The organism is Rickettsia endosymbiont of Hedychridium roseum, assembly GCF_964028255.1.
Lineage (GTDB): Bacteria > Pseudomonadota > Alphaproteobacteria > Rickettsiales > Rickettsiaceae > Rickettsia > Rickettsia asembonensis.
In genome coordinates this window covers 394,812-420,926 of the sequence record NZ_OZ034753.1, presented here as the reverse complement: position 1 = coordinate 420,926, position 26,115 = coordinate 394,812, and the positions used below count along the sequence as shown (strand labels likewise).

The following is a 26,115-nucleotide window of genomic DNA, read 5'->3' as shown; positions in this document are numbered from 1 at the left end:
TGCTCACAATGACGATTAGCATGACAGTATTACAACTCCTCCGGTAGCGGTAGTGGCTTCTCATATTTACCTATCAGCGGCAAAGCTACTAAGAAATGGAAAAAGTAATAACAAGCAGCAAAGCGGCTAATTGTAATATACGGCTCTTCTGCCGGCTGCCCGCCTAAATAACCAAGCAATAAACAATCTGCCATAAATATCCAAAAAGCAATTCTATATATCGGTCTATAATTGCTACTTCTGACTTTTGAAGTATCAAGCCACGGTAGTAAGAATAACACGAATATACTTCCGAACATTAATAACACTCCACCGAGTTTAGACGGTACGGCTCTAAGGATTGCATAAAACGGTAGAAAATACCATTCAGGTACGATATGAGCAGGCGTAACTAAAGGATTTGCCGGAACGTAATTATCGGGATGTCCTAAATAATTAGGTTCGTAAAAAATAAAATAAGCGAATATTATGAAATAAACTCCGAAACCGACAAAATCCTTTACGGTATAATAAGGGTGGAAAGGAATAGTATCTTTAGGACTTTTAACGTCGATACCTTTCGGATTATTTGAACCATGCTGATGTAAGGCTACTAAATGCAGCATCACAAGAGCAACAATAATAAACGGCAATAAATAATGCAGTGAAAAGAATCTATTTAATGTTGGGTTATCAACGGAAAAACCACCCCAAAGCCAAGTAACTATGGATTCTCCTATTAATGGAATAGCCGAGAATAAATTAGTAATTACCGTAGCACCCCAGTAGCTCATCTGCCCCCAAGGAAGCACATAACCCATAAAGGCAGTAGCCATCATAGTTAGAAAAATGATAATACCGATATGCCAAAGCAGTTCTCTCGGTGCTTTATAAGAGCCGTAATACAAACCTCTTGCTATGTGTAAGTATACGGCAGCAAAAAACATCGATGCACCTACCGCATGAGTATAACGCAGTAACCAGCCGTAATTAACATTACGCATGATTCTCTCAACACTATCGAAAGCATGATCTACATGCGGAGTATAGTGCATAGCAAGCACCACACCGGTAATTATCTGAATTACTAGTGCAATACCGGCAATAGAGCCTAAATTCCATAAATAGCTAAGATTTTTTGGAGTCTGATAATGGCTAAAATGCTTTAGGAAAGAGAAAATGGGTAGGCGATAATCTATCCATTCGACAATGGCATTAGGCTTTTTAGGGGTAATATCTTCATTCATAACTAACTACCCGATTCTAATTTTTTTGTCGCTAATAAAACTATAAGGCGGCACTGCTAAATTTAAAGGAGCAGGACCTCTTCTAACCCTACCTGAAGAATCATATTGTGAGCCATGGCACGGACAGAACCATCCATCATACTCACCTTGATTAGCAAGCGGCACACAACCTAAATGAGTACAAATCCCTATCGTCACCAACCAATTATCATGACCTGCTTTCACACGTGCTTCATCAGTCTCAGGATCAATAAGCTCCGACATCTTTACGGCTCTTGCTTCAGCTATTTTATCAGGAGTACGGTTTGTGATAAAAACCGGTTTACCTTGCCATTTAACCGTAACTGTTTGCCCTACCGCAATATTTGATAGATCAACCTCAATTGATGATAAAGCAAGCACGTCTGCGGAAGGGTTTAAGGAATCAACGAGAGGCCAAAGCGTACACACAGCCCCGACTGCTGCAACACTACTAGCCGTTAGAACCATAAAATCACGACGTGTAGTTTGTTTGTTTTTATTATCTTCAGTATCCGACATATAATATTAAAGTGACATAAATTAACGATTATTATTACTACCGCTTTGGGTATTATTAAGATTATTTGGATTTTCTAGTTCTTCATAAGGGTTTATTATAGGAGGTTCAGCGTCTGCAGCACTATCTGCTTGTTTTGGCGTAAGCTTATTTATTTCATCTTCTAACACTTTTGCTCCTGTTCCTTCTTCATGCTTATATTCTCCGGGATTACTTAAGCAATTCCAAAAACTAACTAAATGATTCCAATTAGGACCGAGTTTTGTAGTACAATTTTGAGCAACTGCTTTAGTTGTATCTAATATCTCGACTGTAGTTTCAGTAAAATAATCTATAAACCCAATTTTTTTTAAGCCCAATACTGTATAATATAAAGTAATTAAGGAAGCAACTGCTATAATTAAATACCATTTAATTATAATAGACCACAGAAAAAATCCCATAGGATTTGCTGCAATTAACCTTCGTAAAGCCTGCCACATATATTTTTCTCAAAAAAATTTATTAATAATATTCATCTTTATTTTATATCACTACATCAATAAAAATAAAGCAAAATCACGTAATATTGTAAATATTTTTTATTAAATAAGAGCTTAAGAAGAATGAAAACGGTAAAAATATTAAATTAATTCCTATCATAATAAAAATTAATTGTAAGTTATTACCTTGTAATATTAACCCTATCATTATAATATTTGGGATTAATAACGGCATAATAAGCATGCCAATAAAATTAGCATTCTTCTTAAAATAACATTGCACGCTACCCGATAAAACTACTAAACTACTCGATAAAACTAACATCATCCATACACTAATAAAGAAAAACATTACCTCAAACAAAGTTTGGTCGAAAAAAATATAGATAATAGGCAAGGTTAAAATCATCCCTATAGTACTACTGATAAATATAGCAAAAAATTTAGCTAATATGATTTTTTCATGACTAACAATTGATAATAATAACTCTAAGCTTCCGTCTTCTAAATCAGTTTTGAATATTATTGAAGAAAAACCTATTAGTGAGATTAATAAACAAATTACTGAAAAAATTAAGCCGAATTTGGTGATATCTTTCTGACTATTAATTAAAACAGTACTAATTAAGCAAAACAAAAAAAATATAACTAAATATTTAATCATATTATTAATACGATTCTGCACTATAAATTCACGCTTGACTAGTAAAAACAGATTACTCATGATTATTGAATAGGTTATAAATTAAGTACATTACTCCAGAAACAGTTAAACCTATTCCTATTTCAACAATAACTATAGCGATATGCTGGGCAAGTAACTTATCATTTATAAAATTTGTTAGTGAATAATAATTTAAATAATTATCGTTAAAAAATAGTGATATCATTCCTACGATTGCATATATTGCTACACCTAAAACAGCAATAGAAATTAGCATGTTAGGAGGAAAATATCTGCTTAATTTTCGATTGCCGTGAACTAAATCATAAGCAATAAGGCTAGATGCAAATATAACACCTGCTTGAAACCCACCACCCGGCGAAGACTCACCGTTAAGCTGAATATATATACTATATAAAATTATATAAGGTATTATAAAACTAGTGATATATTTTATTATCGGATAAACTTTGAGTTTTGTCATGCCGTGGCTTGACCACGGCATCCAGTCTTTTTTAATTTTTTTCTGGATACCGTGGTCAAGCCACGGTATGACATCCTCCTTTGAAAACACCAACAACACAGCAATTCCTGCAATTAAAATTACGCTAGTTTCACCTAAAGTATCATATCCACGATAGCTTGCAAGAATAGCCGCAACAAAAGAAGGTACACCTATATCTCTAGAGGTATTTTCGAGATAATATTTACTTGAATACATATGAATAGGAGCATTATCATCACCGTAATTCGGTAATTCTAACCCCATATAAGCAAGAGTTACTACAAACAATAAACATATTAAACTTGCGGAAATAATATTAGTTCTCTCAATATTCTTTAAATAAGGAGGTAATTTACATAACAAATTCAAATATACGCATGTTGATAAGCAAGCTCCAAGTGCTGCCTCGGTCATTGCGACATCAGGAGCATCCATAATAAGATAAGATACACCGATTAATAAGCTAAATATTGACGCAGCAATAACTGCATTTAGTAAATCTTTAGCAAAAATTATTTTTATGGATATTAAAATCAATAAAAAAGCAATTAAGTTAAGTAGGTAATTGCCGAGATCAAAATTTAAAGTTGTTTTCATTAGTTTTATAAGGGGTTAACTGTATAGTCTAATGTCATTCCCGCGGAAGCGGGAATCCAGTCTTTTTTAATTTTTTTCTGGATTCCTGCTTTCTAAAGGATGACATTGAAAGCAAAGATGCTTTACCGAGTGCATGGGTTGCTACTGGATTTAGTAGGAAAATCAATAAAGCCGCTAAAATTAATTTACCGGAGTTAACAATATCTGCTTCAATGCACGCAAAACCTATTAAGCAAACAGGCACTCCAAAACTCTCAATAACACTTGCTGCATGTAATTTAGTATAAAAATCAGGAAATCTAAAAAAACCGATTATCCCTGAAAATATAGCAAATAATCCAATAATTACTAATAATATTCCGATATAGTATAGTGTCATTTTTGTTATTTCTTTGTTATGTTATCGTTGTCATCCCGTGGCTTGACCACAGGATCCAAAAAAATTAAAAAAGACTGGGTCCCGCGATCAAGTCGCGGGATGACAACAGAAAATCAATCCACACAACCTACAGCTGCTCGCAATGACGCTTTACTCACCCTGAGCCAAGCTATACCCTGCAACCCCGTCAAACTCAAATAAATTCTCTACTTTGATAAAATCAATATTTGCTTTGCCTAAAGCTTCAAGCAACCTTGTTATATCTAAATGCTTTATTTCCGTGCCGTCTTTATTCATAAAACGACAACACCAATGATCGGAAACGGTTTCAAACCTTGTATCACGAGGCCATAATTTTAGCCCTTTTGACGAGATTGTTTTTAACTCAACATTACCAAGATCAAGCTTATTAATTTTATCTGCTATATCGTGAGCGGAAGATACATTCATATTCACAAATATATCCGTACCGACCAATTTCTTAACCTCTTTAGTATCAATTTTATAGTCTATATTACTTTCTTGTTTCTCGGCAATCAACGGATAATCTGCTTTAGGTAGCTTTATCGGTATCTGCCCTAATCTTTTCGTTACTTCTTCAGCAAATTCTTTTGTACCGACTTTTTTACTAGAATTCTGCTCATTATATATATCGGCTGTATGAACTCCATCCTCTATAGTTTTCTTCCAAGCATTTTCGATTAAACTAGCAATATCACCCTGCCCTATATGTACTAGCATCATTATTGCAGCATTTAAAAGCCCTGACGGATTAGCGATATCTTTACCCGCAATATCGGGAGCACTTCCATGTACCGCTTCAAACATCGCATAATGCTGCCCGATATTTGCAGAACCGGCAAGCCCCACAGATCCTGAAATTTCAGCAGCTACGTCGGATATGATATCACCGTATAGATTAGAAGTCACGATAACGTCAAATATTTCCGGTTTGGTAGCAAGCCTTGCAGTCCCGATATCTATAATATAATGCTCATTATTAATTTGCGAATATTCTTTTGCAATCTCATTAAATACTTTATGAAAAACCCCATCGGAAAATTTCATAATATTATCTTTGCTTAAGCACGTGACTTTTTTGCGGTTATTTTTTACCGCATATTCAAAAGCATATCTAATAATTTTTTCACAACCAGTATGACTTATCAACTTCATTGATTCATACATATTATGCGTTTGGCGGTATTCTATGCCTGCATATAAATCTTCCTCATTCTCACGTATGATAGTGAGGTTCAGATGCGGATGTAATGTCCTAGTAAAAGGATGAAATGAAACAGAAGGACGAATATTAGCAAAAAGCTGTAATGTTTTACGAATCGTGACGTTCAAACTTTTATATCCTCCACCTTGCGGAGTAGTAATCGGGGCTTTAAGTATAATGCCGGTACGTTGTATCGATTCCCAACTTTCTTCACTTATGCCTGAAGTATAATGCTTCTTGTAAAGCTTTTCACCTACTTCAATAGTTTCTAAACGAATACGAGCCTCAGCTTTACGTAATATATAAAGCACTGCCTCCATTATTTCAGGACCTATACCGTCCCCATATGCAATTGTAATCGGTGTAAATTCTACCATATTAAATACTCTTGTTAAATAATAGCGTTGTTATGTCCTATGTCATTCCCGCGTAGGCGGGAATGACACATACTCCTGGTAAATGAAGAGCTGGTATACGAAGCTCAATTTGGAAAAGAGCAAGGAGTCTGTAAGCCGAGGAGCGGAGCGTATAATAATACGTGAGCATCCGAGGTCTTACAAAGACGACGTAGCCAATTTTTCAAATTCAGCGAGTATATACAACACAATTAATAGTTACTTCTTTTAATCTCTCATTCAACATAAAAGTCACTTCGGAAGTTATATTCAAATTATTTTTAGCATATAAGACTTGAGCACTTGGAATTACCAAATTAAGGTTATATTTCTCGGCAAGTTCACTAATTATTGTGATAGTTGTTTCATGGACTCTACTCATAGCCTCAGCGTGTGCTTGTTCAAGCTTTGTTTTCTTAATCTGGATTTCTTTTCTAACGTGGCTAACTTTTGCATTAAATTCGTTTACTTTATGCTCAAATTCGGTTTCACTTAAATTAGAACGCTCATTTAACAATTTCTCTTCCAACGGTTTAAATTCTGCTTCTTTTGCAGCAATATCCTCTTGGATTCTATGGTTAAGCTTTTCGATTTTATTACGCAAATCTTTTATAGCAATCGAACCTTCCAATATAGATTGTACATCAGCAACAGCTACTCTAACTTTGAAATTATCTTCTTTAATCGGCATATTTTGTGCTTTTGCTATTACTGAGAAATTTATGAATATACATAAACATAATATTCGGTATATCATCTTTGGTCCTATAATCTAGACTTAAGTGTTACATTTAAAGATGTCACTTCCGTATACTTATGTCATTCCAGCAACGGCGGGAATCCAGCATAAAGCAAGATAAATCAAGCTTTTAATTTCAAAAATTTGCTGTATTTATACCTTTTTTCTGGATCCCCGCCTACGCGGGGATGACATCGAGTAATTTTTTCGGTCCACGCGGGAATAACATTGCACCTCTATTAATCCAAGAATAAATAACATCAAGTGATTTGTCTATCATTAAAAACTTGAACTGTTACCTAACGTTGGCACATTCCCCTCTCCCCATGGTGTATACTCCTCGCTATTCAAATAATAATCATAAGAACAAGGGTCAAATGGAATAGTTTCTCTTAAATCTTTTTCGCTAAGAAAAAATTCAGTATCAGTATCTTTAAAATCAACATAAATTTCATGTTGTTCATTAAATTTATATAAAAAATTACAAGCTTGATGAATATGCTCTTTTCCTTTGTTCTCAACCAAAACTGCTGTAATACCATAGTCTTTTGCAGCATCGGTATGCTTTGTATCATCATCCATAAAAAACACGTTTTTTTTATTAGTTATTTCGGTATTATTCATTATTTCTCTAATATAAGGTACTTTATTACGAAGTTGTATCTCTTCATAACTATCAGCAGGTAAGCCTGTTTTTATATATATATTTTTTACCTTTTCTTCACCTAGTAATTGTTCCAATGCATATTTTACTGCGTGAGGATAAGCATTAAACGATGCTATTGCTATTTTATGACCGGATAAGATAATATTCTTAAAAAGGCGTGCTATTTGCTCTTCATTTTTCCAACCTAATTTATTACTATCTAGGAATACCTCCATCAGCTCTATAGAAAATTTTTGCTCAAGCCTAGCTTTTTCTTTATCACGTTCGTCATATGAACTAAAACGGCGATTTTGTATATTACGTGCTATTAAGCCGCCTAGCTTCTCCCCGATATAATTATGCGAATGTCCTTTAACCAATGTCCCGTCAAAATCAAATATAAATAGTGCTATATTATCGTTCATTAATTTCTCTTATTTTAAAGTTTAAATATTCTTAGTAATTTTTATTTTGTAGTTAAATCAATTAGTTTTTCAAGAACTTTATTCCAATTTTTGGTATTTTAGTGTATAATACGGAAAACTATTGTAAACTTGAGAGAATTTTTAAAGATGACATCTATTCGTAATATAGCAATTATTGCCCACGTTGATCATGGGAAAACTACGCTTGTTGATAACATGCTTAAACAAAGCGGAACATTTAGAGCTAACCAAGCAGTAGCCGAGCGTGCTATGGACTCTAACGACCTTGAGCGTGAGCGTGGAATAACAATACTAGCCAAATGCACTGCTCTTATGTGGAACGATATCCGTATTAATATCGTTGATACACCTGGACATGCTGATTTTGGCGGTGAAGTAGAACGCATATTAAGCATGGTTGACGGTGTTGTGTTACTTGTCGATGCTTCTGAAGGACCAATGCCGCAAACAAAATTCGTGCTTTCTAAAGCTTTAAATCTCGGCTTAAAACCTATCGTTGTTATTAATAAAATCGATAGAGACGACCAAAGAATTAAAGAAGTTATCGACGAAGTATTCGAGCTATTTGTGGCACTCGAGGCAAATAACGATCAGCTTGATTTCCCTATAGTTTACGCATCAGGTAGAGCAGGAAAAGCTTCTTTAACATTTGATGATAAAATTAATCCTTTAGACAATTTAGCAGAGGATCTAGCACCGCTGTTTGATCTCATAGTAAAACATGTACCAAAACCCGCAGCTGACGATAAAGCACCGTTTTCTATGCTTGTTACTACTAGAGAATATAATTCTTTCTTCGGTAGGGTTTTAACGGGGCGTGTACAAAGCGGTACTGTTAAAATCAACCAAAACGTAAAAGTATTAAATCGTGAGAATAAAGTACTTGAAACCGGACGTATCACTAAAATATTAGCATTTAGAGGTTTAGAGAGAATCGCTATAGATGAGGCTACAGCCGGCGATATTATTGCCGTAGCAGGCGTTGAAAACGCCAACGTTGCCGATACTATTTGTTCACCTGAAGTAACCGAAGCTGTACCGTCTCTACCTATTGACCCCCCAACTTTATCCATGACTTTTAGCGTTAATGACTCACCGCTTGCAGGAAGTGAAGGGACAAAAGTTACATCAAGCTTGATTGGAGCTAGGTTAATGCGTGAGCTTGAGAGCAACGTCGCACTAAAAGTTACCGAAGCTGCTGAAAAAAATGCTTTCCAAGTTGCAGGACGAGGAGAATTACAGCTTGGTATCTTAATTGAAACTATGCGTCGTGAAGGGTTTGAGCTATCTATCAGTAGACCCGAAGTATTATTCCAAACCGATGAGAAAGGTAATAAACAAGAACCGATGGAAGAAATTCAAGTTGACGTTGATGATGATTATGTCGGAGTGGTCGTAAAATCTTTAGCACTTAGAAAAGCCGAAATGACTGATATGAGACCGTCAGGCGGAGGTAAAAGCCGTGTTACGTTTATCGGACCCTCTAGAGGGTTAATCGGCTATCACAGTCAGTTTTTAACCGAAACACGAGGCACGGGGATTATGAATCGTATTTTCCACGGATATGCCGATTATAAAGGAGCTATCGAGGGAAGACGCAACGGCGTACTTATCTCTAACGGTGACGGGGCAGCAGTCGCATATGCTCTATGGAATCTAGAAGAAAGAGGAAAAATGTTTATAAACCCTAGCGATAAAGTATATAGAGGCATGATTATCGGCGAACATAATCGTGATAATGATTTAGAGGTAAATCCGCTAAAAGCAAAGCAACTAAGCAACGTTAGAGCATCGGGTAAAGATGAGGCTATAAGACTAACGCCGCCGATGCTTTTAACTCTAGAGCAGGCAATCAGCTATATACAGGATGATGAAAGGGTTGAAGTAACACCGAAATCTATTCGTCTGCGTAAGGCTCTACTTGACCCTAACGACCGTAAAAGAGCTGCGAAGTAGAAAGACATTACTAGTTAAAAATGTAACCTTGTTGCAGCGATCCCACTGTCATTCCCGCGAAAGCGGGAATCTAGAAAAAATAGCCTTAATATTGATACAAACATTATATATTTGATAAAATAAACCTAAAAAAACTAGTTTTTTATAGGTTTTACTGGATCCCCGCTTTCGCGAGGAGGCATTGTTGCGTAGACCGGTAAAACCTACTGTGTCACCCCGTGGCTTGACCACGGGGTCCATAAAAACAATAAAAAATACTAATAATTTTAGTATTTTTAACTAGATCCCGTGGTCAAGCCACCGGGATGACAGAGGTAAAATTGATCCACGCAAAATGCCTAGCGGGGATGACATAAATATCCCTAAACACTATAATAACAAACCTTTTTAACGGCTTCTATTACATCGCTCTCGCTCGGCAGAGCTAATTTTTCTAAATTAATGGCATAAGGAAGCGGTACGTCTTTACCGCTGACAATCTCTATCGGTGCATCTAAATAATCAAATGCTTCTTTCATAACAATAGAGGCTATACTTGCTCCAACGCCGGCAAAAAACCAACCTTCTTCTACTATAACTACACGATTAGTTTTTTTCACTGATTCTATTATTGTATCCGTATCAAGCGGTTTAATAGTGCGAAGATCAATAACTTCACAATCAATATTATCATTCTGTAAAATATTTGCGGCATCTAAGGCAAGTTTTACTTGAATCGAGAAAGTTACTATAGTGACACTACTACCTTCTCTTAAAATTTTTGCCTGACCAAAAGGTATAGGCTCGATTGTTTCCGGTACGTCAAAACTATGACCGTATAAAATTTCATTTTCTAAAAAAATAACGGGATTATCGTCCCTAATAGCCGTAAGCATAAGTCCTTTATGATCTTCGGCACTATAAGGGGCTACTACTTTTAACCCTGGAACATGAGAATAACAAGCTGTATAATTTTGGCTATGTTGAGCGGCTACTCTACTTGCTGCTCCGTTTGGTCCTCTAAATACTATCGGACATTTGACCTGCCCACCTGACATGTAATGCGTTTTTGCAGCTGAATTTACTATATGATCAAAGGCTTGCATAGCAAAGTTAAAGGTCATAAACTCCACAATCGGGCTAAGTCCCGCAAAAGCTGCTCCAACTGCAAGCCCTGCAAAACCATATTCCGTTATCGGTGTATCAATTACCCTCTTAGGACCAAATTGCTCTAGTAATCCTTGAGTTACCTTATAAGCTCCTTGATATTCTGCAACTTCCTCGCCTATGACAAAAACCTTGTCGTCTCTTATCATCTCTTCTTGCATCGCATCACGCAATGCTTCACGTACCGTTATTTGCATTTTTCTTTTTTATTTGAATTAAAGTTTGTGTCATTCCTATAGTGCCTATGTCATTCCCGCGTGAACCGAAAAATCCGTTCGGTGTCATCTAGTAGCTTGACCACGGTATCCAAAAAACAATAAAAATACTAATAATTTTAGTATTTTTAACTGGATCCCGCTACAAGTGAGCTAGGATGACAACAATGGTGGTTACTGGATACCGTGGTCAAGCCACGGTATGACAAATATTCGTATACAACTCCCTCTCATCAGGTAGTGGTGAGTTTTCTGAAAATTCTACTGCTTCTTTCACAATTTCTTTTACCGACTGTTCTATTTCTTTTAAATCCGCTTCAGTTGCATATTTATTATCGAGTATCGTTTTTCTTATTATCACTAGCGGATCACGTTCTTTATATTGCTCAACTTCTTCTTTACTACGATATTTTGCCGGATCGGACATCGAATGCCCACGATAACGATAAGTTTTTACCTCCAATATTAACGGAAAGCTATTTTCTCTAACATATTCTGCTGCTTGTTTAGCTCCATTATACATTTCTTCAAAATCCATACCGTCTAGCTGAAATCCTTTAATCCCAAACGATTCCCCTTTCTTATATAAATCACGCATAAAGGTAGAACGTGCTACAGACGTTCCCATCGAATATTCGTTATTTTCGATAATATAAACTACCGGCAAACCCCATAAAGCAGCCATATTAAAGGCTTCATATACTTGACCTTGATTAACCGCACCGTCACCTAAAAAAGTAAAGCAAATATTATTCGTACCATTATATTTCTCAGCAAAAGCAAGCCCTGTGCCTATAGGTACTTGAGCTCCGACTATACCGTGTCCACCGTAAAATTTGTTCGGTACGTCAAATAAATGCATCGAACCACCCTTACCTTTCGAGCAGCCTGTAGCTCGCCCCATAAGCTCGGCAAGAACATATTTAGGCTCTGTTCCTGCTAAAATAATATGAGCATGGTCACGATAGCTAGTAATAGTGCTATCGCCTTTTTGTTTAACCATATCTACCGCAGAAATTACTGCTTCTTGTCCTATATATAAATGACAAAAACCGCCTATTTCTCCCATACCGTATAACTGCCCGCATTTCTCTTCAAAACGACGCAGTAGTAGCATATCTTTAAAGCTTTTTATATATTCTTCCTTTGTCTGCTTATATTTTTTTGGTTTAATATCCACTAATTACTCCTTAAGATTTTTAGTTCTATGTCATTCCCGCGTAGTGTTGTTGCATGGTTCAGTTTTACCTCTGTCATCCCGTGGCTTGACCACGGGATCCAGTTAAAAATACTAAAATTATTAGTATTTTTTATTGTTTTTAAGGACCCCGTGGTCAAGCCACGGGGTGACACAGTAGGTTTTACCCGCTTCCGCGGGAATGACATCCAAAGTCACAAAATACGGTACATGATCCGAAGGTGGCGACCAATCACGTGCTTCCGACAATAAATGGATAGAAAATAATGCATCTTTTAAATTATCGCTAACCCAAATATGATCAAGCCTTCTACCTCTGTTAGATTTTTTCCAATCTATATTTCTATAGCTCCACCAAGTATAGAATTTTTCATCAAACGGAACAAAATGTCTACTACTGTCAATAAAACCTAACGAGTTTTGTAGCTCTACCAATAACGAGCGTTCAATATCGGTATGGCTGATAACATTTCTCAACTGCTTACTAGACCATACATCATGTTCTAGCGGTGCAATGTTCAAGTCCCCAACAATGATAATTTTATCGTTTTTAGTACGGTTAGTAGTTAACCATTCCTGCATTAACCTTACATATTCGAGCTTATGCTTAAATTTTAAGTTTACCTCTATATCAGGTATATCACCACCGGCAGGAACATAAAAATTATGTATTTCTATATCATTAACTATAGCTGCTATATGCCTTTTATCACTATTATATAACTCCAATGAAAAAACATTATTCAAAGGAAATTTTGAAATAATAGCAACACCGTTATATGATTTCTGCCCTGAATATATTACATGTTCATAGCCTATATTTTTAATAACTTCAAGAGGAAATAGCGAATCATCTACTTTTGTTTCCTGAAGTAAAATAATATCCGGCTGATGTTCATGTGCTAACTTTCTTAATAAATCGATCCGCAGACGCAATGAATTAATATTCCAAGTAACTATCTTCATTAGACTTGTTGTATAACCTCCTTCTAAAGGTAATTTGTATGTCAATCCGGTACTCGCATCCTCACGTACTAAATGTACGCTGCGGTGCTGCGTTCCGTGTTCCCTTCAAATTTCTCTTTATAAGATAGGTTATACAACAAGTCTATTTAATTCTTTATAGCTGCCCCTATTATTGCATCTCTGAAATAAATTATTCCAAGTTGATTTAAAGGATTCTTCATATCAATTTTATCTTTTTCTTCTTCAGGAATTTTAATCATAGTATTGCTGAGTATAGCAAAATAAAGATTATCAGGCAAAACATATCCTGCTTCACTTTGTATTCCAAGGGCTTTTCCGGTATAATGAACCATTAAATGCTTAGAATCAAGATCCGTAAGGAAAATACCGTAACCCATATAAGACTTACGCCCTTCTATATCTTTTGCTAAAAAATATTTAGTAGTCATAAGTTTATACGACTTCTTAGAAAGAATTTTCCCCTCATTTAATGCCCTATACCATTTAACTAGATCGTTTGGTGTTGATATTATACCGCCATCAGTACAAGAAACTGCTAAAAAATCAGCAGTTACAGGAGTAAATATAGGTTTATTACTATTATTAGGCGTTAAAAAATATCTTACCGGATAATTAGAACTAATAACATTTTTTTGTATTCTAGCGGCTTCACTATATGAAGCAAAGCTAGTAGATTTCATATTAAGAGGTTTAAAAAATTCATCATAAAAAAAGTTAGCTAAATCTTTTTTAGCCACCTTTTCGATAATCATACCGAGTATAACAAAATTAGTATTACTATATTTAAATTTTTTCCCTATAGATATTTCTAAAGGTTTAGAAGAAACAAATTGTAATATTTTCTTGTGAATCTCTTTCTTAGGCATATTTAAATCAAGTTTAACAAAACTAAAATATTCAGCAATACCGCTACTATGCGTTAATAAATTATGGATAGATATTTTATACGCCCAATCCGGTACTTTTCCACCCCACATTTCCGGATCAAGATATTTATAGATTTTATCGTTAATATTTAATAATTCCTGTTCTTGTAATTTTAAAATTCCTGCTGCTGTAAAAGGCTTTGTAGCAGAAGCAATAGGCATCATTTCATTTGCTTTTAATCGCTCACCGTTTAAAGCAAAGATTCCTTTAGCACCGGTTAATAAAGGTTTATAATCATCAGCAAACATAAAAACGGCATTTAAAAATCTATTACTTATATATTCTTTTTCTGCTTCATTGATTCTTTGCTGTATATCTGCAAAACAATCAATACTATTAGTAATAAAAAAAAGCAGCAATAAAAAATATCTACGAATCATAACTTCAACACTCCACAAACTTATCAGTAAAATAAAACGGTAATTTTGCTTCTAAATTAATCTCTTTACCAAAAATCTTTTCAGATAAACATATATTATTAGCATGCAAGAACATATATTTACTATACGGCATTATTTCTTTATTACCATATTTATCATCCCCAACTATCGGGCAACCTAATAATTTAGCATGCAACCTTAGTTGATGCATTCTACCTGTAACCGGTGTAAATTCAATTAAAAATAAGTTATTATCAAGTGATTTAAGTAATTTATAATAAGTAATGGCAAGTTTACCATTTTCACTATAAATATCAGTAATTTTAGGTGTACTTCCCTTACTCTTCTCTATATTACTTCTAACTTCTCCTACATTTTTAATTGGCTTTCCATAGGTTACAGCAAAATATGTTTTTACAACCAATTTTTCTTTAAAAGCATCATGAAGTTTTACACTACTTAAATAATTTTTGGCTATTAAGAGCAAACCGCTTGTTTCTTTATCTAACCTATGTACTAGCTTAAAATCAACACCTTTATAATTCAAATATTTTAATGCAGAGTCAATAGATAAATTTATTTTACTGCCACCTTGAGTAGCAAGACCTGCAGGTTTATTTATAGCTATTAAATTATCATCTTCATATATCAGATAATCGGTAGTAATTTTTTTCGCTAGTTTAATTTCAGCATCGGTAAAAACTAATTTTTCGGGTTGCTTAACAGGTAAATTAAACTTATCGTTAATAAAAATTTTATCGCCGCCCTTTACTCTTAAACTCGCTTCTGCTTTCTGAGAATTAACGGTAATTTGTTTTTGACGTAATGCTTTTTCTATTACTCCTTGAGTCAATAACGGATATAGACGTTTTAAATATTTATCTAATCTAGAAGAAATAGGAGTATTGACATCGATGATCATTTAGAGCTTTTTATTGTGTTGTTTTGTTGTATGGCATTGGCATCATTGAATTGATCGCAAAACCTACTCGATGTCATTCCCGCGTAGGCGGGAATCCAGAAAAACAACTTCAAATATCGATGTAGAAACTATTTATTTTAAAAATAAACCTATAAAAACAAGTTTTTTATAGGTTTTACTGGATTCCCGCCTACGCGGGAATGACATAAAACGATCCACACGGGTAACACCGACTTAACCACAGTAATATTTTAACTAGTTTTTATTAAAAAATAGCACCAAATTATTATAGATAAAAGGATTATAGCAAAAAGCTGATGTATAGAGGCAATTATTATAGGTACAGAGTATAAAAGAGTAATTATTCCGGTAGATATCTGCATCAATAATGCAATCATTAGAAAATACGCTATCTTATTTAATTTCGGATGTTCTATTTTTAACAAGCAAATTACCAAAACCACAACAACCAAAAATACGCTATAGCCGCCTAAACGATGTATGAATTGTATAAAAACCGGATCATGCAAATTTGCAAGATTAAAGAAATTATCTTTTATCTCCATCGGGATAAAACTATCACCCATTAGCGGAAAACTATTATATATCAGCCCTGCATCAAGCCCTGCAACCATCGCCCCTAAAAAAATTTGCACACATATTACAGTAATAGCAATACCGGAAAATATTAATGGTAATTTTAAATCTTTTTGTGACGGTATTAACAAAATATCACAATGATTTTTTATTAATTGATAAAAAAGTATGTGATAAATAATTACGGCAATAATTAAATGAAAAGCAAGCCGAAAATGACTAACGGACGGGCTATTCAATAACCCACTTTTAACCATATACCACCCCATAAAGCCTTGTACGCAAAATAATAGCAAAGCAATTATATAAGGTAGTATGTCACGATTTTTTATAACATCTTTAAAATAGAAATATATTAAAGGTACAATATATATTAAAGCTGTAATTCTACCGAGTAACCGATGTATAAACTCTAACAGATAAATAAACTTAAACTGCGATAAAGTCATTCCATAATTAACGGAGTTATATTCAGGAAAAGCTTTATATTTAGCAAATTCCGCTTGCCAGCTTTCAAAACTAAAAGGCGGCAAAATACCGGTTACCGGACGCCACTCAACTATAGATAAACCAGAACCTGTAAGCCTTGTTATCCCCCCTATAACAATCATCGCTATGACCATTATACAACTTATAAACAACCATTTTGTAATTAAACTCTTCTGCACTTTTATTTTAAGTTTACGTTTTTATTTTGTTGCCTCGTCATTGCGAGCGGGTATTGTTGCGTGGATCAAGAAAAGTGTTCAATGTCATTCCTGCGAAAGCAGGAATCCACCATAAAGCGAGATATATCGAGCTTTTAAAAATCTTTAAAGTAGTATGTATTCCTGCTTTCGCAGGAATACATATTAATCAAGACTCTACATTCTTTTCCGTATCTTCGGCGGTATTAGCAGGACGTTTCTTATTTGATTTTTTATTACGATATCTACGTTTTGTCTTTTTTGGAACAGCTTGTGCTTCTTCTAAGCCGGCATTACTTTCTACAACTTTCACCTCTTCCACAACGCTTACGGTTTGCTCTACCGGTTCTTTTACATCTAAACTCTTGTCTTTTACTTCATTAGCAATATTATTACTATTATTAGCTGTTTTCCATTTATGTTTATTTTTGCGTAACTGTTCTTTTTTCGGCTCTTCTTCAGTATAATCGGCACTATGATTCTGAATTACCGGCTTAACAGGATTAACAGGATTAACATTATTATTATTATTTTTCTTCAACAGCTTCACTTTTTCAATCGAATAACTATCTGATGTAGCATTAGGATCAGAATAAAAATTAAGCTTTATATTATATTTTTCTTCAATAAATTTTATCTCAGCACGTTTATTATTAAGTAGATAAATAACTGAAACGATATTGGTAAAAACATTTATTACATCAATTCTTTCTTCAAAAATTTCATTCTCTATAGTACGTAAAATTAACATAGCATTAGCATCACTCGCTCTAATGACTCCTTTACCGTTGCAATGAGAACAAATTGCCGAATTAGTTTCTAAGAAAGAAGAACGTAATCTCTGCCTTGAGAATTCAAGTAGTCCCAACTGACTAATATTACCGGTTTGTATACGAGCACGGTCACGACTTAAAAACTCTTTAAAGGATCGTTCAATAATTTTACGATTCTTAGCTTCACTCATGTCTATAAAATCAACAACTATCAAACCTGATAGATCTCTAAGCTTTACTTGCTTCGCTACTTCTTTGGCTGCTTCTAAATTAGTTTTTAGTGCCGTTTCTTCAATATTTTTTTCAGAAGTTGATTTACCGGAATTTACATCAATTGAAATAAGAGCTTCTGTAGGATTAATAACGATATATCCCCCTGAAGGTAGTGTCACGACAGGCTGATATAATTTAACTAATTGCTCTTCTACTTGAAACTTAGTAAATATAGGAGTTTTATTTTTATGTTCTTTAAGTTTTGAAAGCTCTGAAGGTAATAAATCCTGCATAAATTTTGAAGCGTCTTCATAAGCCTCTTGTCCTTGAATTACCACCTCTTTAACATTGTGATCGCACATATCACGTATGGTTTTACGTATTATACTATCTTCTTCATGAATAAAACACGGAGCCGGAAATTTAATAGTACTTTTACGAATTTTATTCCATAACCTTGCTAAATAATTATAGTCCTTCTTCAAATCTAAGGTGCTACTTCCTCTACCAGCGGTTCTAACAATGACGCTGTAAGCATTTTTGTCACCGCTTACTATTTTATTTAAAATATCTTTCAGTCTTTTTCTTTCTTCCCCGTTTGATATTTTACGTGATATGCCGTTTTGCGAACCTTTATTAGGCATTAAAACACAATATTTACCAGCCAAGGATATATAAGTAGTAAAAGCGGCACATTTATTTCCTCGTTCTTCCTTAGTAACCTGTACTAATAATATTTGGTTTTTTCTTATTACGTCCTGAACTTTATATTGTTTATATTGTGGAACGTTCTGCTCAACACCGCTTTGAATAATTTCAATATCGTCAGCCGCTTCTAAATTAAGTTCTGATTGGAATTTACTCTCTACTAAATCTTCTATGGTTTTTAGGTCAATTTCTTCACTATCAACCAAAGAATCATATATAGCAGCCGGTTTCTCTTTATCATCCTCAACCGTAATATTTGAAAGAGCTATTTCAGGAAAAGCATTAACCGGAAAATTTCTCTCTGAGGCAGATAAATTGTAATAGTTAGGATGGATTTCACTAAACGGTAAAAATCCACTTTTATCCATTCCGTACTCTATAAAAACAGCTTGTAGCGATGGTTCTATTCTTGTGACTTTTGCTAAATAAATATTACCTTTATTTTGTTGTCTTACAGTTGTTTGAAATTCAATATCTTCTATATTGTTGCTTTGTCCTAATAAAACTACTCTTGTTTCGCTTGGAAAATTAGCATCAATTATAATCTTTTTATTCATTTATCTTGCTCACTAACTTGAAGAACAAATAATTAATATAATGCTTGTATCTTAAGAAAAATCATTGTTTATCTTGTATTAATTTATTTAAATAGATAATTTATCTATGATTAAAGAGCAAAAATGAAATTCTAGATAAACTTCAAATAACACCTCTTTAAAATACTAAAAAATATATTATTATTTTTCTTACATTAAAATATTTTCATATTATTTAATTCATTAATTTTTTTAAAATTAAACAATAATTATATACAAATTATAAATAAGACTACCATACTTGATTAAAAGCTGATAATCTAATAACTATCCATATATACTTAAATAATGGAATTACGAATCTCTTTAATTTTTAAGATAATAATCTTAATCATTATAATTATGAGTTATATACCATGTATTTATGTTTAGCAAACACTTAATTTATGACTTTAAAAAACAATTATAAAACTATTTTTTTCTCGCTTTTGGGAATATTTATTTTTTCCTGTATCAATGCTATAAATTTTTATAATTTTAAAATCTTTTTACTGATAAATAAAAATCTAGGCGGAGAACAAATAAATCATATAAATCAAACTAAATTTATAGGTTCGATAATCGCAGGCTTTGCCTTAACACAGTTAATTAATAGATTAAGTAATAAAAAAATTATTTTAATTAGCTTATCTTTATTAATTATTTGTACAATAAACCTCATTTTATTAAATAATTATACTCTAATTAAAATTAATTTTATTTTAATTAATTTTGGAACATTTTCATATTTCACTTCTATAACATTAGACATTATTGAGAGTAGCAAAGAAAAGAAATATTTTTTTTTAGCTTGTATAATGTTGTTATGGGTGGGTGGAAACTTAATGGTAGATTTATTAAATCCATTTATAAAACCTACAAATAATACTATAGTAATTTGTGCATTGTTATATTGTATTAATATACTAACCGAATTTCTGCATTATAATCCCACATCTCATAAATTAAATCTAAATTCAAAATTCTCATCCTTAATAAAAAATGTCGAATTACAATTATTGACAGGTTTCGTAGTTGCTTATGTCACATTGGATATATTATGGTATTATGAAGCTTTTGCATTAAAGAAAGAATTAGCATTAATTAATTTAAGACTCATATTAAAATATATTTTCCTAGCAATATGTTTTTCTATAATTCCTATATGCTACATATTAAGCAAAGTAAATAAATATTTGGCTAATTTATTACTAACTATAATTCTGCTCGTCTGCTTTATTTTACTACCGCTTCATGGAACTAGTAAAAATCTTAATATATTATATATAATACTAATCGGTAGTTGTTTAGGATCCATTTATATTTGCAATATTTTAATACTAATTGATAAATTTAGAGATTACGAACTTAGAACAGCTTTATTTTCGTATTTTTCAATGTGCAGCATCGGTATATATGCCGGAGCTTTATCATCTCATGTACCTTACGGCACCATTAACGGCAGTGATTTCTTATTTTCCGTTTTTGCCGTAGTCGGTAGTTTTGTAGCTTATCATTTTTGGTATTTTATTAAGTATAAACTATATAGATTTTAATTGTATACTCGTTTAATTTGAAAAATTGGCTACGTCGTATCATAAGAGCTGCGGTGCTCACGTATTAAGTATACGCTCTGCTCCTCGCCTTATATACTCCTTGCTCTTTTCCAAATTAAACTTCGTCTACCTACATACCACAAAATATATAAATTAATTAGACTTCTTACATCACTTGCTTCTAAGAGGAATGGAAACCGTTACTTAATATAGTTCGTACCGCAGTACTTGTAGGATGACGTAGCCAATTTTTGAAGTTCATCGAGTATATGTGTAATATTTTGTAACATAATATAGCTTGTATAATTCGGCATTAAATATATATATTTAAATATATTTTTTATAGCCTCGCATGCAGCAAAGTACATTATTAAAACCGGTTAGTTGTTACGGGATCGGGGTTCACTCGGGAAAACGTACCCAGTTAACTATAGAACCTGCTAAAGAAAATACCGGAATTATATTCATTAGAACCGATATATCTTCTGAAAATAATTATATTGAAGCTAGCTATTTCAATGTTTCCGATACCTTGTTATCTACCACTATAAGTAATGATCATAAAGTTCAAATTTCAACAATTGAACATTTAATGGCAGCACTTTGGGGATGCAGCATTGATAATGCAATTATTAAAATTGATGGTCCTGAAGTACCAATTATGGACGGCAGTAGTAAACCTTTTGTGTTTATGATTGAATGTGCAGGAAAAAAATTACAAAATGCTCCTAAAAAATATCTAAAAATTTTAAAAGATATAAAAGTAGTTCACAAAGATTGTGAATTATATTGTACTCCTTCCGATCACATGACTGTAGATTTAACCATTGATTTTAGCAGTAAAGCTATAGGTAGACAAAATCTAAGTTTTAGAGATCAAGAATCTTTTACTAAAAATATTGCGGATGCTAGAACTTTTGGATTTATAAGAGATGTTGATTATTTGAAAAGCAAAGGACTTGCCCAAGGTGCCTCATTTGAGAATGCTATAGGAATAGATGAGCAGGATAAAATCTTAAACCCAAACGGCTTACGTTATGAAGATGAATTTGTTCGCCATAAATTATTAGATTTATTCGGTGATTTATATACCAGCGGCACTAGCGTTGTAAGTTCAATTAAAGGCTATAAAACCAGCCACGCTCTTAATAATGAATTATTGCATAGAATATTTAGCGATACTACCTCTTACAAATTTGTAACTAGCAGTGAGTTATAATAATCATTTCATATTGTTAAATTTCGCTTTCTTTTTTGCATCCTTTTTAAATTTTCACTTTTTGTCCTTTTTATTTCAGCATTATTACCTTTATCTTTATCCATAGCTTTAGTTAACGGACTATATCCTTCGGCTTTACTAGGATTTTCATAAAATGGATTCATTACATTTTTAATATCTTTAACATAACTCTCTTTTCTATTATCCATTGTTATTTTATTTTCTCTAAAAAATTCTTCTAAACCGTTTCTTTTTATTTCAAAATTAAAATTACCTCTTATTTCTCGAAATTTTTGTATTTTTTGGTCTTTATTCATACTCCAATAATTCTTACCCGTTATTAATTTTTTTAAAGCCCATGTTTGCAATACTTGATTCTTAGTATAATTCTCTAATTGTTCTAAATTTTCATATATAGGAGTGTCTTGTTTTTTATATTCTTCATTTATATTTAATTTAAATATTGCTTTTATTTCTATTTTTTCCTTTTCAGTAAGACCGTCGATAATTAATGATGCGGTCGTAACTACACCGTAACCCGTAGCTTTTAATATATCAAGCACATTACCGCTAGCACCTTTAATAATAGAGGCAGCCAAACTTGCGGCTCCACCTAAATTATTTCCAAATATTCGTCCTGTACTTTTCAATTTATTTACATTTAACTCATACTTATCTTGAGTAGTATCCTTACCTGCCGTTTGCGGCGTATATAATTCATTTTTCAAAATATCTTTTAAACTCGGTTCTAATGATAATATATAATCTTGCTGACTTTTAGCATTTCTGTTATGTACTAATAAATTATTCTCTTTATGAAGTTTACGCAAACCATGCACTTTCAAAGTCTCATTTATAGCTTGAATTCCTACGCTAACTCCTGAAACAACAGCTACAGCTATAATTATTGGTGATATAGGAGTAAAAAGCCCGGAAACTGCAATTGCTATAGAAGCTACGGAAACTGCATAACTTAAACTATTGCTAAATAATATTTTACCGATTTTACTTTGTCTAAAACTAGTCCAATAAGATTTTAACTTATTAAATATTTTTCTAACCCTTGATTTTTTTGAATCAGACATCTATTTTTCTCTCCAAAGAACAAATATTTTTATAAATTTTTCTTTTATTTATTTAATTAACTTCTCTTACAACTTAAATTATAGTATAAATTCTAATAAAAAAACAAAATAAATGTCTGGAAAAGAATTAAATAAAATTGTTGCAGCCATCTTATTTGCTAGTTTAATTGCTATGACGGTTGGATTTGTTGCAAATATATTATACAAACCCACTCTAGAGTTACAGCATCGCGGCTACAGCGTTGCGGTTCAAGAATCATCAGAAAATCAAAATACTACCGCATTAGAGCAAGCACCGGTAAATATACCGGAATTAATGAAGACTGCTAACGCCGATAACGGTCGTGAAATAGCCAAGAAATGTTTAATGTGTCATTCTCTTGATAAAGACGGTCCAAATAAACTAGGACCGCATCTTTGGGATGTAGCAGGCAGACCAAAAGCAAGCATAGCAGACTATAAATATTCTCCTGCTCTATCAAAACTCGGCGGCGTATGGGATGATAATAGTTTATTTGCTTTCTTACATAAACCAAGTAGCTATGCACCAGGAACTAAAATGTCCTTTGCCGGTATCTCAAAACCACAAGACATAGCTGACGTAATATTATTTTTAAAAACTTATGTTCATGATAAATAATTACCTCACCGAAATATGGTTAATAATAGGCATAATTTGTGTAGTCGTTGAATTCTTTGCAGTTCCAAGTATCGGATTCTTATTCTTTGGGCTTGGAGCATTATCAAACACTCTTATGGTATATAACTATCCTCTAGTTAGCTTAATAAATCAAATAACATTTTTTGGTATATTATCGCTTATTTGGTTTTGCATATTATATTATCCTCTTAAAAAATATGTTTATAATAAAACTGATAAAACAGAAAATTACTCGGATATGATAGGCAAAACGGTAGAGGTTTATAGTTCTACCGTTTCTTCTGATACTATAGGACAAGTAAGATGGTCGGGTGCTATTATGAATGCTTATCTTGTACCGAATGAAATCGATGCAAACACAGGCGACCGACTTTTTATTGTCGAGGTTAAAGGGAATGTACTAATTTGTTCTAAGCATAGACCTAATCATAACTAAATATACTCTTATTATCCTATATATTAATATTATTTCCTAATAAAAAATTAACTATTATCTTGCAAAAATAAAATTTTCGTGTATAATTCACAATATAAGCAATGAATATAATTCTTTAGTTATAATAAATTAGTACTCCTTATAACTATCATAAATATATTTTTATCTTATTTCAATTGCTTAATTTTTTCTAAAAATTTTAATGATTTATTTAAGGTAATAATATATGCAAAAAATAGTTCTCCAAGGACCGAAAATAACAAACTTACCAAACCAAGAAACTTTAGCAAAAATTTATAAAGAAGATGAGATAAAAACATATCTTGCTTCTTCTCATAATCCTCAAGAAATATTTATATATGCTCATGGAATGGAGCATTTTGAAAAAAATTTATTATCACAATTAAGGTTAGAGTTATTTCAAGAAAATAATACTTGCAACCTCTCTGAACAACTAGCACATAACGTTCTGACAAAAATAGCAAAAAATACTGTAGGAGATCAACTTAATATTGTACATATATTTTCCTGTCATTCTGATGTGGCTCAGCATAATTTAAAAGATGTTGAAGGCAATGTTGTATTATGTACTTATATTCCGGCTACAAATACTACAAAGGCAGGGATAGATAATCTGTTGTTTAATAAAAACTGTAACTCAGAGAGTTTAATTGATTTTATAGTAAAAAATCTACCGTTATTAACAGTCGTCGGCTTTTCTATTAGTTACAAATTAAATAATAATATACATAGTTTGGCTTTTGATCATAAAACTATAAAAACAATGGACATGAATAGTTTTTCAGAATTCTTGCAAGAACAATATCAAAAAGTAAAAGAATTTTATAAAGAACTCAAAGAACATTTTTCTCAGGAGCATCTAAATTCAGAGCTATTACCAGATTATGATTTTTCGGAGAAGATATATACAAGTAACGAGTTAGAGGAGGCGTTTGGCACAATACTTAATTTATATAATCAGAGTTTAAGCGGTCAAGAAATGTTAACTATTTTAAATATGATAAATAAGGCCGATCTTACATATCTTTTTTGTGATCTTATTAGTGAAAACGGTTGTGAAATTATATTACTTGCTGAAACAATACTTAATAAAATAAATGATGATCCTAGTCGATATATATCTCATGCTATTAAATCTCAGGCTCCATTTGCAGTTGAAACACTATTGAATAAAGCAGGAAAAATTGAGGATATAAAGTTGAATCTATATCTAGGGAAAGCTATAGAAACAGGTTATTTCCGTATAATTAAAATGATAGTCGATAAAATATCGATAATAAACGAAAATAACCTTGATATAGCTTTTAATTGTCAGTTTGGGATTCAACAAAAGAATCAAATAATTGAATTAATCTCTTCAAAAATTGATAATATTAGTGATTTAAGGGCAATAAAAGTACTTGAATCATGTAACTTACCGGCTATTAAAATGGTACTTAATAGCAAAAAAAAGATAGCACATAAGGAGCTAGAATCAGCTCTTAAAACAAAAAACTCAGAAGTTATTGATTTTGTATATAGCAAATATAACGGTAATTTTGATCTAGCTTTAAACTATGTTATTAGAGAAAAAGCACAAACATCTTTTATAGATGAATTAATAAATAAAAGTAAAATCTCAATGTTAAAAATTTTTCTTGCACTAGAAGAAAATAATTTAGAAATTTTACCAAAATTGCTTACAAAGATTAATATCAAGAATATTAAACCTGAAGATCATGAACGCTGCTATGAGGTAATAACCAAAAAATATGATATTGAACTAGCTAAAGAAGCTATTAAATATATAAAACAATTTAATATTACTTCAAACATTACTTTGCCTGAATTAAATGAATCTACTGAAGTTAGTAATCTCGAAAATGATCTTATGCCTGTAATAGGAGAAGAATCGGCTTTTGGCTTTACCCCAGCTGCCGGGTAATATTGGATCGTCATTGCGAGGAGCGAAGCATTGTTGTAATCTAGAAAAAGATTAAAAAAATTCTGTAAATCAGAATTTTTAACTGGAT

Annotated in this window: 25 protein-coding genes and 2 pseudogenes; 9 read left to right on the top strand and 18 right to left on the bottom strand. The window is 32.7% G+C overall.

Features of this window, described 5'->3' with window-relative positions:
* Positions 1-29 precede the first annotated feature (29 nt).
* The 6 genes from AC5587_RS02460 to AC5587_RS02435 form a co-directional block, all read right to left on the bottom strand.
* Positions 30-1,226, bottom strand: a complete 1,197-nt coding sequence (locus AC5587_RS02460; RefSeq protein ID WP_499162737.1) for a cytochrome b — start codon at positions 1,224-1,226, stop codon at positions 30-32.
* A gap of 6 nt (positions 1,227-1,232) precedes the next feature.
* Positions 1,233-1,766: a ubiquinol-cytochrome c reductase iron-sulfur subunit gene (gene petA, locus AC5587_RS02455; protein WP_410527676.1), complete on the bottom strand. Its 534-nt coding sequence runs from the start codon at positions 1,764-1,766 to the stop codon at positions 1,233-1,235.
* A gap of 21 nt (positions 1,767-1,787) precedes the next feature.
* Positions 1,788-2,246 carry a DUF2670 domain-containing protein gene (locus AC5587_RS02450; RefSeq protein WP_410527677.1) on the bottom strand — a complete coding sequence of 153 codons (459 nt, stop codon included), beginning with the start codon at positions 2,244-2,246 and terminating at the stop codon, positions 1,788-1,790.
* Positions 2,247-2,322: 76 nt separating this feature from the next.
* On the bottom strand, positions 2,323-2,970 hold the full coding sequence (locus tag AC5587_RS02445; RefSeq protein WP_499162736.1) for a heme exporter protein CcmB: 648 nt from the start codon (positions 2,968-2,970) through the stop codon (positions 2,323-2,325).
* Positions 2,963-4,012, bottom strand: coding sequence for a DUF4040 domain-containing protein (locus AC5587_RS02440; protein ID WP_499162735.1), 1,050 nt, complete (start codon positions 4,010-4,012; stop codon positions 2,963-2,965). The genes AC5587_RS02445 and AC5587_RS02440 overlap by 8 nt, the downstream gene beginning before the upstream one ends.
* 34 nt (positions 4,013-4,046) lie before the next feature.
* A complete protein-coding gene (locus AC5587_RS02435) occupies positions 4,047-4,391 on the bottom strand; it encodes a Na+/H+ antiporter subunit G (RefSeq protein ID WP_041077822.1) in 345 nt (114 codons plus the stop codon).
* A gap of 18 nt (positions 4,392-4,409) precedes the next feature.
* On the opposite strand from AC5587_RS02435, the gene AC5587_RS02430 reads away from it, so the two are divergent.
* A complete protein-coding gene (locus AC5587_RS02430) occupies positions 4,410-4,592 on the top strand; it encodes a hypothetical protein (protein ID WP_499162734.1) in 183 nt (60 codons plus the stop codon).
* On the opposite strand, the gene AC5587_RS02425 is transcribed toward AC5587_RS02430, so the two are convergent.
* From AC5587_RS02425 to AC5587_RS02415, 3 genes are all read right to left on the bottom strand, one after another.
* Entirely contained in the window at positions 4,542-5,993 is a 1,452-nt protein-coding gene (locus tag AC5587_RS02425; protein WP_499162733.1) for an NADP-dependent isocitrate dehydrogenase, read from the bottom strand. The genes AC5587_RS02430 and AC5587_RS02425 overlap by 51 nt on opposite strands.
* Positions 5,994-6,201: 208 nt before the next feature.
* Positions 6,202-6,768, bottom strand: coding sequence for an OmpH family outer membrane protein (locus tag AC5587_RS02420; RefSeq protein ID WP_499162732.1), 567 nt, complete (start codon positions 6,766-6,768; stop codon positions 6,202-6,204).
* A 261-nt stretch (positions 6,769-7,029) separates the two neighbouring features.
* Positions 7,030-7,821: an HAD family hydrolase gene (locus tag AC5587_RS02415; RefSeq protein ID WP_499162731.1), complete on the bottom strand. Its 792-nt coding sequence runs from the start codon at positions 7,819-7,821 to the stop codon at positions 7,030-7,032.
* Between the two features lie 147 nt (positions 7,822-7,968).
* On the opposite strand from AC5587_RS02415, the gene typA reads away from it, so the two are divergent.
* The 3 genes from typA (at position 7,969) to AC5587_RS02400 (ending at position 10,081) form a co-directional block, all read left to right on the top strand.
* Positions 7,969-9,798: a translational GTPase TypA gene (typA, locus tag AC5587_RS02410; protein WP_499162979.1), complete on the top strand. Its 1,830-nt coding sequence runs from the start codon at positions 7,969-7,971 to the stop codon at positions 9,796-9,798.
* Positions 9,764-9,913, top strand: a complete 150-nt coding sequence (locus AC5587_RS02405) for a hypothetical protein (RefSeq protein ID WP_499163051.1) — start codon at positions 9,764-9,766, stop codon at positions 9,911-9,913. Before typA ends, AC5587_RS02405 begins: the two co-directional genes overlap by 35 nt.
* Before the next feature lie 66 nt (positions 9,914-9,979).
* On the top strand, positions 9,980-10,081 hold the full coding sequence (locus AC5587_RS02400) for a proline/betaine transporter (RefSeq protein WP_499162730.1): 102 nt from the start codon (positions 9,980-9,982) through the stop codon (positions 10,079-10,081).
* Between the two features lie 79 nt (positions 10,082-10,160).
* Here the strand turns inward: AC5587_RS02400 and AC5587_RS02395 are convergent, their stop codons facing one another.
* From AC5587_RS02395 to AC5587_RS02360, 8 genes and pseudogenes are all read right to left on the bottom strand, one after another.
* Positions 10,161-11,141 (bottom strand): pyruvate dehydrogenase complex E1 component subunit beta, encoded by a 981-nt coding sequence (locus tag AC5587_RS02395; protein ID WP_499162729.1) that lies wholly within the window; start codon positions 11,139-11,141, stop codon positions 10,161-10,163.
* A gap of 208 nt (positions 11,142-11,349) precedes the next feature.
* Positions 11,350-12,339: a pyruvate dehydrogenase (acetyl-transferring) E1 component subunit alpha gene (gene pdhA / locus AC5587_RS02390; protein ID WP_499162728.1), complete on the bottom strand. Its 990-nt coding sequence runs from the start codon at positions 12,337-12,339 to the stop codon at positions 11,350-11,352.
* A gap of 123 nt (positions 12,340-12,462) precedes the next feature.
* Positions 12,463-13,323: pseudogene (xth, locus tag AC5587_RS02385) on the bottom strand (exodeoxyribonuclease III); the annotation flags it as partial.
* Positions 13,324-13,335: 12 nt separating this feature from the next.
* Positions 13,336-13,469 (bottom strand): annotated as a pseudogene (locus AC5587_RS02380) (palindromic element RPE1 domain-containing protein); the annotation flags it as partial.
* Complete coding sequence (locus AC5587_RS02375; RefSeq protein WP_499162727.1) at positions 13,470-14,651, bottom strand: serine hydrolase domain-containing protein; 1,182 nt, start codon at positions 14,649-14,651, stop codon at positions 13,470-13,472.
* 4 nt (positions 14,652-14,655) lie between these two features.
* Complete coding sequence (locus tag AC5587_RS02370; RefSeq protein ID WP_499162726.1) at positions 14,656-15,573, bottom strand: RluA family pseudouridine synthase; 918 nt, start codon at positions 15,571-15,573, stop codon at positions 14,656-14,658.
* 251 nt (positions 15,574-15,824) lie between these two features.
* Positions 15,825-16,838, bottom strand: a complete 1,014-nt coding sequence (locus AC5587_RS02365) for a COX15/CtaA family protein (RefSeq protein ID WP_499162725.1) — start codon at positions 16,836-16,838, stop codon at positions 15,825-15,827.
* A 187-nt stretch (positions 16,839-17,025) separates the two neighbouring features.
* Positions 17,026-19,107 carry an Rne/Rng family ribonuclease gene (locus tag AC5587_RS02360; RefSeq protein ID WP_499162724.1) on the bottom strand — a complete coding sequence of 694 codons (2,082 nt, stop codon included), beginning with the start codon at positions 19,105-19,107 and terminating at the stop codon, positions 17,026-17,028.
* Positions 19,108-19,532: 425 nt separating this feature from the next.
* On the opposite strand from AC5587_RS02360, the gene AC5587_RS02355 reads away from it, so the two are divergent.
* Together AC5587_RS02355 and lpxC are read left to right on the top strand one after the other, a co-directional pair.
* Positions 19,533-20,681: an MFS transporter gene (locus tag AC5587_RS02355; RefSeq protein ID WP_499162723.1), complete on the top strand. Its 1,149-nt coding sequence runs from the start codon at positions 19,533-19,535 to the stop codon at positions 20,679-20,681.
* Between the two features lie 352 nt (positions 20,682-21,033).
* The gene (gene lpxC / locus AC5587_RS02350) at positions 21,034-21,900 is read left to right on the top strand and encodes a UDP-3-O-acyl-N-acetylglucosamine deacetylase (protein ID WP_410527255.1); all 867 of its coding nucleotides are present in this window, start codon (positions 21,034-21,036) and stop codon (positions 21,898-21,900) included.
* Between the two features lie 8 nt (positions 21,901-21,908).
* On the opposite strand, the gene AC5587_RS02345 is transcribed toward lpxC, so the two are convergent.
* Entirely contained in the window at positions 21,909-22,985 is a 1,077-nt protein-coding gene (locus tag AC5587_RS02345; RefSeq protein WP_499162722.1) for a hypothetical protein, read from the bottom strand.
* 112 nt (positions 22,986-23,097) lie between these two features.
* On the opposite strand from AC5587_RS02345, the gene AC5587_RS02340 reads away from it, so the two are divergent.
* From AC5587_RS02340 to AC5587_RS02330, 3 genes are all read left to right on the top strand, one after another.
* Complete coding sequence (locus tag AC5587_RS02340; RefSeq protein WP_499162721.1) at positions 23,098-23,625, top strand: c-type cytochrome; 528 nt, start codon at positions 23,098-23,100, stop codon at positions 23,623-23,625.
* Positions 23,609-24,082 carry an NfeD family protein gene (locus AC5587_RS02335; protein ID WP_499162720.1) on the top strand — a complete coding sequence of 158 codons (474 nt, stop codon included), beginning with the start codon at positions 23,609-23,611 and terminating at the stop codon, positions 24,080-24,082. Before AC5587_RS02340 ends, AC5587_RS02335 begins: the two co-directional genes overlap by 17 nt.
* A 226-nt stretch (positions 24,083-24,308) precedes the next feature.
* Positions 24,309-26,027, top strand: a complete 1,719-nt coding sequence (locus AC5587_RS02330; protein WP_499162719.1) for a hypothetical protein — start codon at positions 24,309-24,311, stop codon at positions 26,025-26,027.
* Positions 26,028-26,115 lie beyond the last annotated feature (88 nt).

Coding starts and splice junctions, on each gene's coding strand:
- AC5587_RS02460 (WP_499162737.1), bottom strand. CDS start 1,226: ATGAATGAAGATATTACCCCTAAAAAGCCTAATGCCATTGTCGAATGG.
- petA (WP_410527676.1), bottom strand. CDS start 1,766: ATGTCGGATACTGAAGATAATAAAAACAAACAAACTACACGTCGTGAT.
- AC5587_RS02450 (WP_410527677.1), bottom strand. CDS start 2,246: ATGTGGCAGGCTTTACGAAGGTTAATTGCAGCAAATCCTATGGGATTT.
- AC5587_RS02445 (WP_499162736.1), bottom strand. CDS start 2,970: ATGAGTAATCTGTTTTTACTAGTCAAGCGTGAATTTATAGTGCAGAAT.
- AC5587_RS02440 (WP_499162735.1), bottom strand. CDS start 4,012: ATGAAAACAACTTTAAATTTTGATCTCGGCAATTACCTACTTAACTTA.
- AC5587_RS02435 (WP_041077822.1), bottom strand. CDS start 4,391: ATGACACTATACTATATCGGAATATTATTAGTAATTATTGGATTATTT.
- AC5587_RS02430 (WP_499162734.1), top strand. CDS start 4,410: ATGTTATCGTTGTCATCCCGTGGCTTGACCACAGGATCCAAAAAAATT.
- AC5587_RS02425 (WP_499162733.1), bottom strand. CDS start 5,993: ATGGTAGAATTTACACCGATTACAATTGCATATGGGGACGGTATAGGT.
- AC5587_RS02420 (WP_499162732.1), bottom strand. CDS start 6,768: ATGATATACCGAATATTATGTTTATGTATATTCATAAATTTCTCAGTA.
- AC5587_RS02415 (WP_499162731.1), bottom strand. CDS start 7,821: ATGAACGATAATATAGCACTATTTATATTTGATTTTGACGGGACATTG.
- typA (WP_499162979.1), top strand. CDS start 7,969: ATGACATCTATTCGTAATATAGCAATTATTGCCCACGTTGATCATGGG.
- AC5587_RS02395 (WP_499162729.1), bottom strand. CDS start 11,141: ATGCAAATAACGGTACGTGAAGCATTGCGTGATGCGATGCAAGAAGAG.
- AC5587_RS02375 (WP_499162727.1), bottom strand. CDS start 14,651: ATGATTCGTAGATATTTTTTATTGCTGCTTTTTTTTATTACTAATAGT.
- AC5587_RS02370 (WP_499162726.1), bottom strand. CDS start 15,573: ATGATCATCGATGTCAATACTCCTATTTCTTCTAGATTAGATAAATAT.
- AC5587_RS02360 (WP_499162724.1), bottom strand. CDS start 19,107: ATGAATAAAAAGATTATAATTGATGCTAATTTTCCAAGCGAAACAAGA.
- AC5587_RS02355 (WP_499162723.1), top strand. CDS start 19,533: ATGACTTTAAAAAACAATTATAAAACTATTTTTTTCTCGCTTTTGGGA.
- lpxC (WP_410527255.1), top strand. CDS start 21,034: ATGCAGCAAAGTACATTATTAAAACCGGTTAGTTGTTACGGGATCGGG.
- AC5587_RS02345 (WP_499162722.1), bottom strand. CDS start 22,985: ATGTCTGATTCAAAAAAATCAAGGGTTAGAAAAATATTTAATAAGTTA.
- AC5587_RS02340 (WP_499162721.1), top strand. CDS start 23,098: ATGTCTGGAAAAGAATTAAATAAAATTGTTGCAGCCATCTTATTTGCT.
- AC5587_RS02335 (WP_499162720.1), top strand. CDS start 23,609: ATGTTCATGATAAATAATTACCTCACCGAAATATGGTTAATAATAGGC.
- AC5587_RS02330 (WP_499162719.1), top strand. CDS start 24,309: ATGCAAAAAATAGTTCTCCAAGGACCGAAAATAACAAACTTACCAAAC.